Below are 15,769 nucleotides of genomic sequence, written 5' to 3'. Positions count from 1 at the left end.
AGCTTCGGCCTGATCCGGCCCGGCGGCCGGGCGTCCCGGCCCCCTGGCGGGCTCAGCGGGCGTTGAAGTACTTCGCCTCCGGGTGGTGGATCACGATCGCGTCGGTGGACTGCTCCGGGTGCAGCTGGAACTCCTCGGACAGGTGCACGCCGATCCGCTCCGGCCCCAGCAGCTCGGCGATCTTCGCGCGGTCCTCCAGGTTCGGGCAGGCGCCGTAGCCGAGGGAGAAGCGCGCGCCCCGGTACTTCAGGGCGAACATGTCCTCGATGTCGGCCGGGTCCTCACCCGCGAAGCCGAGTTCGCCGCGGACGCGGGCGTGCCAGTACTCGGCGAGTGCCTCCGCCAACTGCACGGACAGGCCATGCAGTTCGAGGTAGTCACGGTAGGAGTTGGCCTCGAACAGCTTCGCCGTCTCCTCGCCGATGCGCGAGCCCACGGTGACGACCTGCAGGCCGACCACGTCGGTCTCCCCCGACTCCTCCGGGCGGAAGAAGTCCGCCAGGCACAGCCGCCGGCCCCGGCGCTGCCGCGGGAACGTGAACCGGGTCCGCTCATTGCCGCGCTCGTCAAGGAGGATCAGGTCATCGTCCTTGGAGACGCAGGGGAAGTAGCCGTAGACCACGGCGGCTTCCAGCAGGTTCTCCGTCTGGAGCCGGTCCAGCAGACCGCGCAGGCGCGGCCGGCCCTCGCTCTCGACCAGTTCCTCGTACGACGGCCCCTCACCGGTACGGGCCTGCTTCAGCCCCCACTGCCCCTTGAACAGCGCGCCCTCGTCCAGCCAAGACGCGTACTCCTTGAGCTGGATGCCCTTGACGATCCGGGTGCCCCAGAACGGCGGGACGGGCACGGGGTTGTCGGTGGCCACGTCGGAGCGGACGTGGCCCTCCTCCGGGCGCTCCTCCACCTCGACCGCGGCCGCGGCCCGCACCCGGCGCTGCTTCAGCTCGGGCAGCCTGGCCCCGGGCACCCCCCGCTTGACGGCGATCAGGGCGTCCATGAGGCGCAGGCCCTCGAAGGCGTCGCGGGCGTAGCGGACCTCGCCCTCGTAGACCTCGTGCAGGTCCTGCTCGACATAGGCCCGCGTCAGGGCCGCGCCGCCCAGGATGACCGGGAACCGGGCCGCCAGACCACGCTGGTTCAGCTCCTCCAGGTTCTCCTTCATGATCACCGTGGACTTCACCAGCAGCCCCGACATACCGATCACATCGGCCCGGTGCTCCTCGGCCGCCTCCAAAATCGCCGACACCGGCTGCTTGATACCGAGATTGACCACGTTGTAGCCATTGTTGGACAAGATGATGTCGACCAGGTTCTTGCCGATGTCGTGCACGTCCCCGCGCACAGTCGCCAGTACGATCGTGCCCTTGCCCTCGGCATCCGACTTCTCCATGTACGGCTCGAGGTAGGCGACGGCCGCCTTCATCACCTCGGCGGACTGCAGCACGAACGGCAACTGCATCTGACCGGAGCCGAACAGCTCGCCGACGACCTTCATCCCGTCCAGCAGGGTGTCGTTGACGATGTCGAGGGCCGGGCGGTCCGCCAGCGCGAGATCCAGGTCGGCTTCCAGACCGTTGCGCTCACCGTCGATGATCCGCCGCTTGAGCCGCTCCTCCAGCGGCAGGGCGGCCAGTTCCTCGGCCTTGCCGGCCTTCAGGGACTTCGCGGTGGCGCCCTCGAAGAGCTGCATGAGCTTCTGCAGGGGGTCGTAGCCCTCCGAGCGGCGGTCGTGGATCAGGTCCAGCGCCGTGGCGACCTCTTCCTCGCTGAACCGGGCGATCGGCAGGATCTTCGACGCGTGGACGATCGCCGAGTCCAGGCCCGCCTTCACGCACTCGTCCAGGAAGACACTGTTGAGCAGGATCCGGGCGGCCGGGTTCAGACCGAAGGAGATGTTCGACAGGCCGAGAGTGGTCTGCACCGCCGGGTGACGGCGCTTGAGTTCCCGGATCGCCTCGATGGTGGCCAGGCCGTCCTTACGGGACTCCTCCTGACCGGTGCAGATCGTGAACGTCAGGGCGTCGATGAGGATGTCCTCCTCACGGATGCCCCAGTTCCCCGTCAGGTCCGCGATCAGCCGCTCGGCGATCTCGACCTTCTTCTCGGGCGTGCGGGCCTGCCCCTCCTCGTCGATCGTCAGGGCGATCAGGGCGGCGCCGTGCTCCTGGGCGAGTTTGGTGACCCTGGCGAAGCGGGAGTCGGGGCCGTCACCGTCCTCGTAGTTCACCGAGTTGATCACCGCACGGCCGCCGAGCTTCTCCAGGCCCGCCCGGATCACCTCGACCTCGGTGGAGTCCAGCACGATCGGCAGGGTGGAGGCGGTGGCGAAGCGGCCGGCGAGTTCCTCCATGTCGGCGACGCCGTCGCGCCCGACGTAGTCCACGCACAGGTCGAGCATGTGCGCACCCTCACGGATCTGCTCCCGCGCCAGCTCCACACAGTCGTCCCAGCGGCCCTCCAGCATGGCCTCGCGGAACTTCTTCGAGCCGTTGGCGTTGGTCCGCTCACCGATCGCCAGGTAGGACGTGTCCTGGCGGAACGGCACCGACTGGTAGAGGGAGGCGGCGCCGGGCTCGGGGCGCGGGTCACGAGCGGGCGGGGTCAGGCCCTGGACGCGCTCGACCACCTGCCGCAGGTGCTCCGGCGTCGTACCACAGCAGCCGCCGACGAGCGAAAGGCCGTACTCACGGACGAAGGTCTCCTGCGCGTCGGCCAGCTCGGGCGCGGTCAGCGGGTAGTGGGCGCCGTCCTTGCCGAGCACGGGCAGGCCCGCGTTGGGCATGCAGGCGAGCGGGATGCGTGCGTTGCGGGCGAGGTAGCGCAGGTGCTCGCTCATCTCGGCCGGGCCGGTGGCACAGTTCAGCCCGATCATGTCGATGCCCAGCGGCTCCAGCGCCGTCAGCGCCGCCCCGATCTCCGAACCCAGCAGCATCGTGCCCGTCGTCTCGACCGTCACCGACACGATCACCGGCAGATCGAGACCCAGCACCTCCAGACCCCGCCGCGCACCCAGCACCGCCGCCTTCGTCTGCAGCAGATCCTGCGTCGTCTCCACCAGCAGCGCATCCGCACCACCCGCGACCAGACCCTCCGCATTGCGCTGATACGCATCACGCAACGTCGGGTACGGAGCATGGCCCAGCGTCGGCAGCTTGGTCCCCGGACCCATCGAACCCAGCACCCAGCGCTGCCGGCCGTCCCCCGCCGTGAACGCGTCGGCCACCTCCCGCGCCACCCGGGCACCCGCCTCGGACAGCTCGAACACCCGCCCCGAGATGTCGTACTCACCCAACGCGGAATGGTTCGCACCGAACGTGTTGGTCTCCACGCAGTCCACGCCCACCGCGAAATACGCCTCGTGCACCGCACGCACGATGTCGGGACGCGTCAGATTCAGGATCTCGTTGCAGCCCTCGAGCTGCTGGAAGTCGTCGAGCGTGGGCTCCTGCGCCTGGAGCATCGTGCCCATCGCCCCGTCGGCGACCACCACACGGGTGGCGAGCGCCTCTCGGAGCGCGGACGCACGGGTCCGGCTGTCGGCGGAAGGGGACGGTGGCAACGAGGCCATGAAAGGGCTCCCTAGATGCGACGGCTGTCGGCTATGCGGCTCTTTTCCTGACAGGCGGAGATGCCGCACGGCGTCAGGGTAACCGGGAGTCCGCTTGGATGGGCACCGGCGTCCACGTGGCGGACGCGGGTGGCTCCCGCGCCACACTCGGGCCACGTGTGATGTAACAGGTGTCGACCGACCATTAGCGGGAGGTCGACATGGACCGGTAGTGTTCGACATTGCCGAACGCTGGGTAGCGCGACGTAAGACGGTGTACGACGGCAGTCGACACGGGGAGTCAGCATGCCCCGCGTTCGTCGGCGGTCAAAGGGGACGGAGGCAGGACGGCGATGGCACGGAACATCCAGTCGCTCGAACGGGCGGCCGCGATGCTGCGGCTGCTCGCGGGCGGCGAGCGGAGACTGGGCCTGTCGGACATCGCCTCGTCCCTGGGCCTCGCCAAGGGCACCGCCCACGGCATTCTGCGCACCCTCCAGCAGGAGGGTTTCGTGGAGCAGGACGACGCCTCCGGGCGTTATCAGCTGGGCGCGGAGCTGCTGCGTCTCGGCACCACCTATCTGGATGTCCACGAGCTGCGGGCGCGAGCCCTGGTGTGGACCGACGACCTGGCCCGCTCCAGCGGCGAGAGCGTGCACCTGGGGGTCCTGCACCAGCAGGGCGTGCTGATCGTGCACCACGTCTTCCGGCCCGACGACAGCCGGCAGGTGCTGGAGATCGGCGCCATGCAGCCGCTGCACTCCACCGCGCTCGGCAAAGTGCTCTCGGCCTACGACCCGGTGGCGCACAGCGAGGCGATGGAAGCCGAGCGGAAGCCCTTCACGGACCGCACGGTGTGCGACCAGGACGACTTCGAGCACCTCCTAGACGTCACGCGCGCGCGTGGGTACGCGGCCGACGTGGAGGAGACCTGGGAGGGCGTGGCGTCCATCGCCGCGCCCATCCACGACCGGCGCCGCATGCCCGTGGGCTCGGTCGGCATCACCGGCGCCGTGGAGCGGCTGTGCCGGGACGGCGAGCTGCGTCCCGAGCTGATCGCGGCGGTGCGCGACTGCGCCCGCGCGGTCTCCAGGGACCTGGGCGCGGGACGGTTCTGAGCGCCGGGCGCACTACTGCGGGTTGACCGGGACGCCGGGCGGCGTTCCGGTTCTCGCCCTACCCTGAAGTGGACATATCGGGCGACAACCCCACCAGCGCCTATGTCCGCGCGCGACGAGAGATAGCCGGAAGCGATCAATAACGATCCTGTTTTCGATAACAGAACCCTTGACGCGTGCGTAACGCCGAAGCAAGACTCCCGTCCATCGGTCGGCATTGTCGAACACCTACCGGCAATACGCGCTAGAGTGTGACAACGCCAAGGGCCGGCATCGCTCTCACCCCCGAGGGCGCCTGAACTCCCGGAGGGACCCGGGGTTCGGCTTACCCCTGGACGAAGGACAAAGGAGTCGCGGGTGTCCAGCTCCGACATCTTCATCGGCGAGACCATCGGTACCGCCATACTCATCCTGCTCGGCGGCGGCGTCTGCGCGGCCGTCACGCTGAAGGCCTCCAAGGCCCGTAACGCCGGTTGGCTCGCCATCACCTTCGGGTGGGGCTTCGCCGTACTGACGGCCGTGTACATCTCCGGACCGCTCTCCGGTGCGCACCTCAACCCGGCCGTCACCGTCGCCCTTGCCATCAAGAACAGTGACTGGAGCAACGTCCCGGTCTACCTCGCCGGGCAGCTGCTCGGCGCGATGATCGGCGCGACCCTGGTGTGGGTCGCCTACTACGGCCAGTTCCACGCCCACCTGACCGACAAGGAGATCGTCGGCGGTCCGGGGGCGCAGGCCACCGCGGCCAAGGCCGTCGAGGCGCAGGAGAAGGGCGCCGGCCCGGTCCTCGGCATCTTCTCCACCGGTCCGGAGATCCGGAACGTGGCGCAGAACCTCGCGACGGAGATCATCGGCACCGTCGTACTGATCCTCGCGGTCCTCACCCAGGGCCTCAACGACAAGGGCAACGGCCTCGGCGTCCTCGGTGGCCTGGTCACCGCGCTCGTGGTGGTGTCGATCGGTCTCTCCCTCGGCGGCCCGACGGGCTACGCGATCAACCCGGCCCGTGACCTGGGCCCGCGCATCGTGCACGCCCTCCTGCCGCTGCCCAACAAGGGCGGTTCCGACTGGAGCTACGCCTGGATCCCGGTGGTCGGTCCGCTCATCGGCGGCGCGATCGCTGCAGGCATCTACAACGTCGCGTTCGCCTAGGCAGCAGACCCGCTGAAGAAGCTGACACGCGCCGTACGTATCGCCCCTCACACGGATTTCAGGAGTACACAGTGACCGACGCCCACACCGCAGGCCCCTTCATCGCCGCCATCGACCAGGGCACCACCTCCTCGCGCTGCATCGTCTTCGACAGGGACGGCCGTATCGTCTCCGTCGACCAGAAGGAGCACGAGCAGATCTTCCCCAAGCCGGGCTGGGTCGAGCACGACGCGAACGAGATCTGGACCAACGTCCAGGAAGTCGTCGCCGGGGCCATCGCCAAGGCCGGCATCACCCGTGACGACATCAAGGCCATCGGCATCACCAACCAGCGCGAGACCACCGTGCTGTGGGACAAGAACACCGGTGAGCCCGTCTACAACGCCCTCGTCTGGCAGGACACCCGTACCGACGGCCTGTGCCGGGAGCTGGGCCGCAACGTCGGCCAGGACCGCTTCCGCCGCGAGACCGGCCTGCCGCTGGCCTCGTACTTCTCCGGACCCAAGGCCCGCTGGCTGCTCGACAACGTCGAGGGCCTCAAGGAGCGCGCCGAGGCCGGCGACATCCTCTTCGGCACCATGGACACCTGGGTCATCTGGAACCTGACCGGCGGTGTCAACGGCGGCAAGCACGTCACCGACGTCACCAACGCCTCCCGCACCCTTCTCATGAACCTGCACACCATGCAGTGGGACGAGAAGATCGCCGAGTCCATCGGTGTGCCGCTGCAGATCCTCCCCGAGATCCGCTCCTCCGCCGAGGTCTACGGCGAGGTCATCGGCGGCAAGCTCGGCGACCTGCTCGGCGGCATCCCGGTCGCCTCCGCGCTCGGCGACCAGCAGGCGGCCCTGTTCGGCCAGTGCTGCTTCGCCGAGGGCGAGACCAAGTCGACCTACGGCACCGGCACCTTCATGGTGATGAACACCGGTGACAAGATCATCAACTCCTACGCCGGTCTGCTGACCACGGTCGGCTACAAGATCGGTGAACAGCCGACGGTCTACGCCCTGGAGGGCTCGATCGCCGTCACCGGCTCGCTGGTGCAGTGGATGCGCGACCAGATGGGCCTCATCTCCACCGCCGCCGAGATCGAGACGCTCGCGCTCTCGGTCGAGGACAACGGCGGTGCCTACTTCGTGCCGGCCTTCTCGGGCCTGTTCGCCCCGCACTGGCGTTCCGACGCCCGCGGTGTGATCGCCGGTCTGACCCGGTACGTCACCAAGGCGCACCTCGCGCGCGCCGTCCTGGAGGCCACCGCCTGGCAGACCCGGGAGATCGCCGACGCCATGGTCAAGGACTCCGGCGACGAACTGGTGGCCCTCAAGGTCGACGGTGGCATGACCGCCAACAATCTGCTGATGCAGACGCTCTCCGACGTCCTGGACGCGCCCGTGGTGCGCCCGATGGTCGCGGAGACCACCTGCCTCGGCGCCGCCTACGCCGCCGGCCTGGCCGTCGGCTTCTGGTCCAGCACCGACGAACTGCGCGCCAACTGGCGCCGGGCCGCCGAATGGACCCCCCGCATGGACGCGGAGACCCGCGACCGTGAGTACAAGAACTGGCTCAAGGCCGTCGACCGGACCATGGGCTGGATCGAGGACGAGAGCTGAGCTGCCCCACAGATCAGCTCTGACGAGGAGTAAGTACCCGACATGACCAGTCAGTCCACCCTGTCCGTGCCTGCCCTGGGGACGCACCCGGCCTCCGGCTCCAACCCGAGCCGCGCCGAGACCAGGGAGCAGCTCTCCAAGGCGTCGTACGACCTTCTTGTGATCGGCGGCGGCATCCTGGGCATCTCCACCGCCTGGCACGCCGCGCAGTCCGGGCTCAGGGTGGCGCTGGTCGACGCCGGCGACTTCGCCGGTGCCACCTCCTCCGCCTCCTCCAAGCTCCTCCACGGCGGTCTGCGCTACCTGCAGACCGGCGCGGTGAAGCTGGTGGCGGAGAACCACTTCGAGCGCCGTGCGGTCTCCCGCCAGGTGGCCCCCCACCTGGCGAACCCGCTCACCTTCTACCTCCCCGTGTACAAGGGCGGGCCGCACGGCGCGGCGAAGCTCGGCGCGGGCGTCTTCGCCTACTCCGCGCTCTCCGCGTTCGGCGACGGCGTCGGTCACCTGCTCTCCCCCGCCAAGGCGGCGCAGGACGTGCCCGAGCTGCGCACCGAGAACCTCAAGGCCGTGGCCGTGTACGGCGACGACCAGATGAACGACGCGCGCATGGCGCTGATGACGGTCCGCGCGGCCGTCGAGGCGGGCGCGGTCGTCCTCAACCACGCCCAGGTCACCGGCCTGCGCTTCACCCAGGGCCGGGTGACCGGTGCCGAGCTGAAGGACGCGGTCTCCGGCGAGGAGTTCGGCGTCAACGCCCGCCTGGTGCTCAACGCGACCGGCCCCTGGGTCGACCACCTGCGCAGGATGGAGGACCCGAACGCGGCGCCGTCCATCCGCCTGTCCAAGGGCGCGCACCTGGTCCTGAAGCGGACCTCCCCGTGGAAGGCCGCGCTGGCCACCCCGATCGACAAGTACCGCATCACCTTCGCCCTCCCCTGGGAGGACATGCTGCTGCTCGGCACCACCGACGAGGAGTTCGAGGGCGACCCGGCGGACGTGTCCGTCACCGAGAAGGACATAGCCCAGATCCTGGACGAGGCCGCGTTCTCCGTCCGCGACCAGCAGCTCCGGCGCGACCTGATCACCTACGCCTTCGCCGGTCTGCGCGTGCTGCCGGGCGGCCCCGGCGACACCGCCAAGGCCAAGCGCGAGACGGTCGTGACCGAGGGCAAGGGCGGCATGCTGTCCGTCGCGGGCGGCAAGTGGACGACGTTCCGGCACATCGGCCGTACGGTGATGCAGAAGCTGGAGGCGCTGCCGGGTCACCCGCTCGGCGACGACTTCGAGCCGATCTCCTCGCTGCCGAAGAAGCTGCCGCTGCCCGGTGTCGCCAACCCGCGTGCCGTCGCCCACCGTCTGCTGGTGGACCACCCGGCCCCGGGTCCGCGCATGGCGGCGGACACCGCGAAGCACCTGGCCACCCACTACGGCTCCCTGGCCTTCGACATCGCCCGCCTGGCGAACGAGAACCCGGAGCTGGCCGAGCGCGTCCACCCCGACGCGCCGGAGATCTGGGCGCAGGTCGTCTGGGCCCGTGACCACGAGTGGGCCGAGACGGCGGACGACGTTCTGCGCCGCCGTACGACGCTGACGATCCGGGGTCTGGCCACGGACGAGGTACGGGCGAAGGTGCAGGACCTGCTCGACAAGAAGTAGACCCCGGTGACGGCCGGTCCGCTCCCCCGACCGGGACCGGCCGCCGCCGCAGCGCCGGACCGCCGCACCGGGTCCGGACGACCCGAGAGGGGCGACCCCACGCCGATGGGGCCGCCCCTCTCGCCTTGCCCGGGGGGATTGTCAGTACCCGGGGTTACGGCGGACGGCAGAGAGTGGTTCGACGCGCCGCCCGCATAATGGCCGCTGAGACATCCGATGTCTGGGGACAGGGAGGCCGGTCATGGCAGTCACCGACGAGGCGATCGAGAAGATCAAGGGCATGATCGTCTCCGGTGCGCTGCACCCGGGCGACCGGCTGCCCAAGGAGAGCGAGCTGGCCGCCGAACTCGGCCTGTCCCGCAACTCGCTGCGCGAGGCCGTACGGGCTCTTTCGCTGATCCGGATCCTGGACGTGCGCCAGGGCGACGGCACGTACGTCACCAGCCTGGATCCGCAACTGCTGCTGGAGGCGCTGAGCTTCGTCGTGGACTTCCACCGCGACGACACCGTGCTGGAGTTCCTGGCGGTGCGCCGGATCCTGGAGCCGGCCGCGACGGCGATGGCGGCCTTCCGGATCAGCGAGCAGCAACTGGACGCGCTGTCGGCCCAGTTGGACGCGCTGGGCGCCGAGCCCTCGGTGGAGGAACTGGTCGCGGCCGACCTGGAGTTCCACCGCGGCATCGTGCGCGGCGCGGGCAACTCGGTGCTGTGCTCGCTGCTGGACGGCCTGTCGGGACCGACCACGCGGGCCAGGATCTGGCGGGGCCTCACCCAGGAGGACGCGGTCGGCCGCACGCTGCGCGAGCACCGGGCGATCCTGGCCGCACTGCGCGACCGGGACGCGGAGGCGGCCCGCTCCTGGGCGACCGTGCACATCGCGAGTGTGGAGCAGTGGCTGCGGTCCACTCTGTGAGGCCGGGGTGTTCCGCACAGGCGATCGGGGCAGTGATCCGTTCACTCCCCCGTGCAAGGGGGCTGCGGGCGCCCCCGCCGGACGCCGTAAGGTTGGTGAGTCAGGCGAGGGCACGTCGGAAGGAGGCACTGGGTGATCGAGCTGGAGGGGGTTCCCGAGCTGATCGACCCAGTCATGGTGGCCGCGTTCGAGGGCTGGAACGATGCCGGTGACGCCGCCTCCACGGCGGTCGCGCATCTGGAACGCGAGTGGAAGGGCGAGGTGTTCGCGGCGCTGGACGCCGAGGACTACTACGACTTCCAGGTGAACCGCCCCACGGTGTTCATGGACGGCGGAGTGCGAAAGATCACATGGCCGACGACACGGCTGTCGGTGGTCCGGGTCGGCGGCGAAAAGCCGCGCGACCTGGTGCTGGTCCGCGGTATCGAACCGTCCATGCGCTGGCGCTCGTTCTGCAACGAGCTGCTCGGCTTCGCGCACGAGCTGGGTGTGGAGCTGGTGGTCATCCTGGGCGCCCTGCTCGGTGACACCCCGCACACGCGTCCGGTGCCGGTCAGCGGGGTCACGTCCGACCCGGACCTGGCCCAGCGGATGGACCTGGAGGAGACCAAGTACGAGGGCCCGACCGGCATCGTCGGCGTCCTGCAGGAGGCGTGCACGCACGCGGGCGTCCCGGCGGTGTCGCTGTGGGCGGCCGTACCGCACTACGTGTCCCAGCCGCCCAACCCGAAGGCCACGCTGGCGCTGCTCAACCGCCTGGAGGACCTGCTGGACCTGCGCATCCCGCAGGGCGAGCTGCCCGAGGACGCGCGTGCCTGGCAGGTGGGGGTGGACCAGCTGGCCGCCGAGGACAGCGAGGTCGCCGAGTACGTGCAGACGCTGGAGGAGGCCCGGGACACCGCCGAGCTGCCCGAGGCGTCCGGCGAGGCGATCGCCCGCGAGTTCGAGCGGTATCTGCGGCGCCGGGACGGCAGCCCGCCGGGCGGCCACGCCACGGCGGACGGCACGGACACGGGCTCCTGGCTGCGGGACAACCCGAGCGGGAAGACGCGTCCGCCCAGGCCGCCGCGGCCGGATGCGGATGCCTCCGGCGGCTCGGCGGGCGACGACGAGGACGACTCGGAGGAGTGAGCGGCAGGGGCGGTACGCGTGATGCGTACCGCCCCTGCCGCTCGTACCGGAGCCGGCTCCGGGTACCGGAGCCTGTTCCGGAACTAGATCGCCACGCCCAGCAGCGCGTCCACCGCCCGGGTCACCAGACCGGGGGCGCCGGTGTCCGTGCCGCCCTCCTGCTCCTGCCGCGCCGCCCAGCGGTCCACCGCGGCGAGCGCGGCGGGTGCGTCGAGGTCGTTCGCGAGGGCCTCGCGGATCTCCTCGACGAGGGCGTCGGCGGACGGGCCGTCGGGCCGGGAGACGGCCGCGCGCCAGCGGCCGAGGCGGGCCACGGCGTCCGCCAGGACCTGGTCGGTCCACTCCCAGTCGGCGCGGTAGTGGTGGGCCAGCAGGGCGAGCCGGATCGCCGCCGGGTCGACGCCGTCGCGGCGCAGTGCCGAGACGAAGACGAGGTTGCCCTTGGACTTGGACATCTTCTCGCCGTTCAGCGCGACCATCCCGGCGTGGACGTACGCCCTGGCCATCGGGAACTCGCCGGTGAGCACCTGGGCGTGCGAGGCGCCCATCTCGTGGTGCGGGAAGGCGAGGTCGGAGCCGCCGCCCTGGACGTCGAAGCCCATGCCGAGGTGGTCGAGGGCGATGGCCACGCACTCGATGTGCCAGCCGGGCCGGCCCCGGCCGAGGGAGGCGCCGTCCCAGCTGGGCTCGCCCTCGCGGGCCGCCATCCACAGCATCGGGTCGAGCGGGTTCTTCTTGCCCGGGCGGTCCGGGTCGCCGCCGCGCTCGGCGGACAGCAGCCGCATCGCGGCCGCGTCGAGGTTCGAGACCTTGCCGAAGTTCGGGTCGGACTCGACGGAGAAGTAGATGTCGCCCTCCAGCTCGTAGGCCGCGCCGATCTCGCGCAGCCGCTCCACGAGCGGGACGATGCCCGGTATCGCCTCGACGGCGCCTATGTAGTGCTGGGGCGGGAGCATCCGCAGAGCGGTCATGTCCTCGCGGAAGAGGGCCGTCTCCTTCTCGGCGAGGGCGACCCAGTCGATGTCGTCCCGCTCCGCGCGCTCCAGCAGCGGATCGTCGACGTCGGTGACGTTCTGGACGTAATGGACCTGCCGCTTGGTGTCGAGCCACACGCGCTGAACGAGGTCGAACGCGTTGTAGGTCGCCGCGTGACCCATGTGGGTCGCGTCGTACGGGGTGATGCCGCAGACGTAGATACGGGCGACGGGACCGGGGTCGAGGGTGACGAGGCCGCCGGTCGCGGTGTCGTGGATCCTCAGGTCGCGGCCCTGACCAGGCAGGGCGGGGACCTCGGAAGCGGGCCAGGCATGCATGTACATGAGCCTAACCGGCCGCGAGCTGCGTATACGAACGGGATCTGGTCGGATGGCCGGTTCGGCGCTCTTGTACATCCGCGGCCGGTGTGCTCACACCGGCGGCCAGGGGATCGCGGGCCACTCCCCGTTCGGCTCCGGGTGCACGCCCGTGGTGAGCAGTTTCTCGACACGCGCCTGCGTGGCCTCGACCTCGGCCGGGGTGATCAGTGCGGCGAGCCGTGCGCCCAGCGGTCCGCCCAGGCCCTCCCGCAGGCCCTTCAGGACGTCGACGGCCTCCGCGGTCAGCGGCTCGCCGGCCCAGCCCCACAGCAGCGTGCGCAGCTTGTTCTCGACGTTGAAGGTGACGCCGTGGTCGATGCCGTAGAGCCGGCCGCCGGGGGCGGGCAGCAGATGGCCGCCCTTGCGGTCGGCATTGTTGATCACGGCGTCGAGGACGGCGAGCCGGCGCAGCCGCTCGTCGTCGGCGTGCACGAGCAGCGCGGTGCGGCCCTCGCCGACATCGGCGAGACCGATCGCCTTCCAGCCGGGCTCCGGTTCCTCGGCGTCGACCAGGGCGAGCAGCTCCGCCTCGGCCTGGACGTCGATCCACAGCTGGCACATGCCCTCGCCGTACGGCCCCTCGCGCAGCACGGTCGGCGGGACGAGCCCCCAGCCGGTGGCCTCGGAGACCTCGTAGGCGGCCACCTCGCGGCCCGCGAGCGTGCCGTCGGGGAAGTCCCACAGCGGGCGCTCCCCGGCCACCGGCTTGTACACACAGGAGGCTTCCCGGCCGTCGTACGCGATCGTGCAGAACAGCGCCGCGTTCGACGCCTCGCGGATCCGGCCGCGTACGCTCAGCTCACCCCGGGCGAGCAGCTCGGCATGGGCCGCGTCGGCGGCCGTCACGCTCATGCTCCGCGGCGGTATCCGTTCTGGCGCGGACATACGTGTCCTTCCGGATCGAGCGGGAGGCTGCACAGCGGGCACGGCGGCCGCCCGGCGTTGACGACGTCGAGGGCGCGCTTGGCGAAGGCCCGGGCCTGCGCGCCGGTCAGCCGGACCCGCAGCATCGGGGGCCCGTTCTCCTCGTCCTGGAGCAGTCGCTCCTCGGCCTCGGCGAGGTCCTCCTCGGTGTCGGCGTCCAGCTCCACGAGGGCCTGCGCCTCGACGATCATGCGCTGTTCCTCGCCGTCCCAGGCCAGCGCCATGGTGCCGACGCGGAACTCCTCCTCTACGGGGGAGTCCAGCGGGGCGGTGTCGGCGATCTCGGCGGGCGCGACGGCGGGGACGGCCGCACTGCCGCCGCTGCGCCGCACGACCTCGTCGAGCAGTTCGTCCATGCGCTCGGCGAGCGCGGCGACCTGGGTCTTCTCCAGCGCCACGCTGGTCACCCGGGAACCTGCCGTGGCCTGGAGGAAGAACGTACGGCGCCCGGGCAGTCCGACCGTGCCGGCCACGAAGCGGTCCGGCGGGTCGTAGAGGAACACCTGACGGGACACGTCCTGTCTCCTGGATTCGAGAGCTTCAGCGGTGCTGGCCACGCGGGTACGCGACTGTGGTGGATCGCTTCACCCTACTGCGGCCGACGATCACGGTGCGCCCGCACCACCCCCGACCGGTGCGTCGCCCTCGGCCGGTCCCTCGCCCGGTTCCTCGCGCGGGGCGAGGGAGGCGAAGTTCCCCGTGTCGCCGAGGCGGATCAGGTACGGCCTGAGGCGGGTGTAGCGGATCGCGGTGACGGAACAGGGCTCCACGGAGATCCGCTGGAAGAGGTCGAGGTGGAGGCCGAGGGCGTCGGCGACGAGCGACTTGATGATGTCACCGTGCGAGCACATGAGATAGACGGCGTCGGCGCCGTGATCGCTCTCCACGCGCGCGTTCCACTCGCGTACGGCCTCGGCGGCGCGGGTCTGCATGGCCCGCAGGGACTCTCCGCCGGGGAACGCGGCGGCCGACGGGTGGGCCTGCACGACCTCCATCAGCGGCTCGTCCTTCAGCTCGGCGAGCTTGCGGCCGGACCAGTCGCCGTAGTGGCACTCCCCGATCCGTTCGTCGGTGCTCAGGCGCAGTCCGGGACGGGCCTCGAGCAGCGGCCGCAGGGTCTCCTGGCAGCGCTGGAGCGGGCTGGCGACGACCTCGCAGAGCGGCAGGCCCGCGAGCCGCGCGGGCAGCGCGGCAGCCTGCGCGGCGCCCCGCTCGTCCAGGGCGACGCCTGGCGTCCACCCGGCGAGCACGCCGGAGGTGTTGGCGGTGGAACGTCCGTGCCTGAGGAGGATCAGCGTGGGCATGCGGCCCAGGGTAGGCGTATCAGCACGTGCGCCGGTGGCCGGGCGAGGGGAGAATGCGCTCCGTGATCGTGGACTGCGCCGTCTACCGGCACGGGCACCGCACCGAGGGCCCCGAGGACCTGTCCGACGCGCTGGACGAGGCGCGGGCGGTGGGCGGGTTCGTCTGGATCGGGCTGTACGAGCCGTCGGAGCGCGAGTTCGACCTGGTCACGCAGGAGTTCGGGCTGCATCGGCTGGCCGTCGAGGACGCGCTCAAGGCACATCAGCGGCCCAAGCTGGAGGTCTACGACGACTCGCTGTTCATGGTGCTGAAGCCGGTCGTCTACGACGCCGAGCACGACACGGTCTCGGCCGGCGAGATCATGATCTTCGTCGGCGACTGCTTCGTGGTGACCGTGCGCCACGGCGTGGAGTCGCCGCTCGCGGGCGTGCGGCACCGGCTGGAGGCGGAGCCGGAGATGCTCGACAAGGGCCCCACCGCCGTGCTGTACGCGATCGCCGACGCCGTCGTCGACCACTATCTGGACGTGGCGTCGGAACTGCAGGCCGACCTGGAGGAGCTGGAGACGGAGGTGTTCCAGCCGGAGCGGGGCGGCTCGCGTCACACCGCGTCCCGGATCTACACCTTCAAGCGGCAGGTCCTGGAGTTCCGCCGGTGCACCCATCCCCTGATGGTGCCGCTGACCCGGCTGGCCGGCACCGGGCCGCTCGGCACCGGTGTGCCGTTCGTGCACGACAAGGCGCGGCCCTTCTTCCGGGACGTGGGCGACCATCTGCTGCGCGTGAACGAGTCCGTGGAGGCGCTGGACCGGCTGGTGTCCGACATCCTCGCGGCACATCTGGCGCAGATGAGCGTCAGGCAGAACGACGACATGCGGAAGATCTCCGCGTGGGCGGCGATGGCCGCGGTCCCCACGATGATCGCCGGTGTCTACGGCATGAACTTCGACCACATGCCGGAGCTGCACTGGTTCTGGTCGTACCCGGCGGTGATCCTGCTGATGGCGGCGCTGGAGGTGCTGCTGTACCGGCTGTTCAAGGCGCGCGGCTGGCTGTGAG

General features: G+C 70.5%; 12 protein-coding genes. 7 read left to right on the top strand and 5 right to left on the bottom strand.

Annotation, left to right across the window (positions count from 1 at the left end):
- Positions 1-52: 52 nt before the first annotated feature.
- Positions 53-3,568, bottom strand: a complete 3,516-nt coding sequence (gene metH / locus A6P39_RS32680) for a methionine synthase (RefSeq protein WP_067050568.1) — start codon at positions 3,566-3,568, stop codon at positions 53-55.
- Between the two features lie 332 nt (positions 3,569-3,900).
- On the opposite strand from metH, the gene A6P39_RS32675 reads away from it, so the two are divergent.
- The 6 genes from A6P39_RS32675 to A6P39_RS32650 all read left to right on the top strand — a co-directional run bounded on the left by A6P39_RS32675 (position 3,901) and on the right by A6P39_RS32650 (position 11,127).
- Entirely contained in the window at positions 3,901-4,665 is a 765-nt protein-coding gene (locus tag A6P39_RS32675; RefSeq protein ID WP_067050570.1) for an IclR family transcriptional regulator, read from the top strand.
- A gap of 357 nt (positions 4,666-5,022) precedes the next feature.
- A complete protein-coding gene (locus A6P39_RS32670) occupies positions 5,023-5,817 on the top strand; it encodes an MIP/aquaporin family protein (RefSeq protein ID WP_067050573.1) in 795 nt (264 codons plus the stop codon).
- A 71-nt stretch (positions 5,818-5,888) separates the two neighbouring features.
- Positions 5,889-7,427, top strand: a complete 1,539-nt coding sequence (gene glpK / locus A6P39_RS32665) for a glycerol kinase GlpK (protein ID WP_067050575.1) — start codon at positions 5,889-5,891, stop codon at positions 7,425-7,427.
- A gap of 42 nt (positions 7,428-7,469) precedes the next feature.
- Positions 7,470-9,083 (top strand): glycerol-3-phosphate dehydrogenase/oxidase, encoded by a 1,614-nt coding sequence (locus A6P39_RS32660; RefSeq protein WP_067050578.1) that lies wholly within the window; start codon positions 7,470-7,472, stop codon positions 9,081-9,083.
- A gap of 241 nt (positions 9,084-9,324) precedes the next feature.
- On the top strand, positions 9,325-9,996 hold the full coding sequence (locus A6P39_RS32655; protein WP_067050581.1) for a FadR/GntR family transcriptional regulator: 672 nt from the start codon (positions 9,325-9,327) through the stop codon (positions 9,994-9,996).
- A 132-nt stretch (positions 9,997-10,128) separates the two neighbouring features.
- Positions 10,129-11,127 carry a PAC2 family protein gene (locus tag A6P39_RS32650; protein ID WP_067050584.1) on the top strand — a complete coding sequence of 333 codons (999 nt, stop codon included), beginning with the start codon at positions 10,129-10,131 and terminating at the stop codon, positions 11,125-11,127.
- An 83-nt stretch (positions 11,128-11,210) separates the two neighbouring features.
- Here the strand turns inward: A6P39_RS32650 and mshC are convergent, their stop codons facing one another.
- The 4 genes from mshC to A6P39_RS32630 all read right to left on the bottom strand — a co-directional run bounded on the left by mshC (position 11,211) and on the right by A6P39_RS32630 (position 14,710).
- Positions 11,211-12,440 carry a cysteine--1-D-myo-inosityl 2-amino-2-deoxy-alpha-D-glucopyranoside ligase gene (gene mshC / locus A6P39_RS32645; protein ID WP_067050700.1) on the bottom strand — a complete coding sequence of 410 codons (1,230 nt, stop codon included), beginning with the start codon at positions 12,438-12,440 and terminating at the stop codon, positions 11,211-11,213.
- 93 nt (positions 12,441-12,533) lie between these two features.
- On the bottom strand, positions 12,534-13,334 hold the full coding sequence (locus A6P39_RS32640; RefSeq protein WP_067050587.1) for an SCO1664 family protein: 801 nt from the start codon (positions 13,332-13,334) through the stop codon (positions 12,534-12,536).
- Complete coding sequence (locus tag A6P39_RS32635; protein WP_067050590.1) at positions 13,331-13,921, bottom strand: DUF3090 domain-containing protein; 591 nt, start codon at positions 13,919-13,921, stop codon at positions 13,331-13,333. The genes A6P39_RS32640 and A6P39_RS32635 overlap by 4 nt, the downstream gene beginning before the upstream one ends.
- A gap of 90 nt (positions 13,922-14,011) precedes the next feature.
- Entirely contained in the window at positions 14,012-14,710 is a 699-nt protein-coding gene (locus A6P39_RS32630; RefSeq protein ID WP_067050593.1) for a histidine phosphatase family protein, read from the bottom strand.
- Positions 14,711-14,772: 62 nt separating this feature from the next.
- Between A6P39_RS32630 and corA the strand changes: the two genes are divergently transcribed.
- Positions 14,773-15,768 carry a magnesium/cobalt transporter CorA gene (gene corA / locus A6P39_RS32625; protein WP_067050703.1) on the top strand — a complete coding sequence of 332 codons (996 nt, stop codon included), beginning with the start codon at positions 14,773-14,775 and terminating at the stop codon, positions 15,766-15,768.
- The last annotated feature ends 1 nt before the right edge of the window (position 15,769 follow it).

The organism is Streptomyces sp. FXJ1.172, assembly GCF_001636945.3.
Classification (GTDB): domain Bacteria; phylum Actinomycetota; class Actinomycetes; order Streptomycetales; family Streptomycetaceae; genus Streptomyces.
Note: the sequence above shows the minus strand (reverse complement) of the source record. Positions and strands in the feature narration are given on the sequence as shown.

Coding starts and splice junctions, on each gene's coding strand:
- metH (WP_067050568.1), bottom strand. CDS start 3,568: ATGGCCTCGTTGCCACCGTCCCCTTCCGCCGACAGCCGGACCCGTGCG.
- A6P39_RS32675 (WP_067050570.1), top strand. CDS start 3,901: ATGGCACGGAACATCCAGTCGCTCGAACGGGCGGCCGCGATGCTGCGG.
- A6P39_RS32660 (WP_067050578.1), top strand. CDS start 7,470: ATGACCAGTCAGTCCACCCTGTCCGTGCCTGCCCTGGGGACGCACCCG.
- A6P39_RS32655 (WP_067050581.1), top strand. CDS start 9,325: ATGGCAGTCACCGACGAGGCGATCGAGAAGATCAAGGGCATGATCGTC.
- mshC (WP_067050700.1), bottom strand. CDS start 12,440: ATGCATGCCTGGCCCGCTTCCGAGGTCCCCGCCCTGCCTGGTCAGGGC.
- A6P39_RS32640 (WP_067050587.1), bottom strand. CDS start 13,334: ATGAGCGTGACGGCCGCCGACGCGGCCCATGCCGAGCTGCTCGCCCGG.
- A6P39_RS32630 (WP_067050593.1), bottom strand. CDS start 14,710: ATGCCCACGCTGATCCTCCTCAGGCACGGACGTTCCACCGCCAACACC.